This window comes from Tamlana crocina, assembly GCF_012037625.1.
The window spans coordinates 1-292 of record NZ_JAAVJS010000799.1 but is presented as its reverse complement, the minus strand read 5'-3'; the positions used below and the strand labels follow the sequence as shown (position 1 = coordinate 292).

The 292-nt window shown below is 34.2% G+C and carries 1 protein-coding gene; it reads left to right on the top strand.

The window, feature by feature from the left end; all coding sequences use genetic code 11:
- Positions 1–292: integrase core domain-containing protein (locus tag HC176_RS19050; protein WP_167920533.1), on the top strand; the 292-nt coding region annotated here is incomplete at both ends.

Here is a 292-nt window from a genome sequence, read left to right as displayed (position 1 = left end):
TCCATTCGGATAGAGGGATACAGTATGCCAGTCATAGGTTCACTTCCATAATTAAAAGCTTTAATGGTTTGGTAAGTCAATCTATGAGCCGTAAAGGGAATTGTTGGGATAACGCAGTGGCAGAATCCTTTTTTAAATCCTTAAAGGTCGAATGGATTTATAGACATAGTTATAGATTAAGATCTGAGGCCGAATTATCCATCTTTCAGTGGATAGAAACTTGGTACAATAATAAACGAAGACATTCCTTTTTAGGGAACAAAACAATTAAAGAATTTGAATTAGATATGTA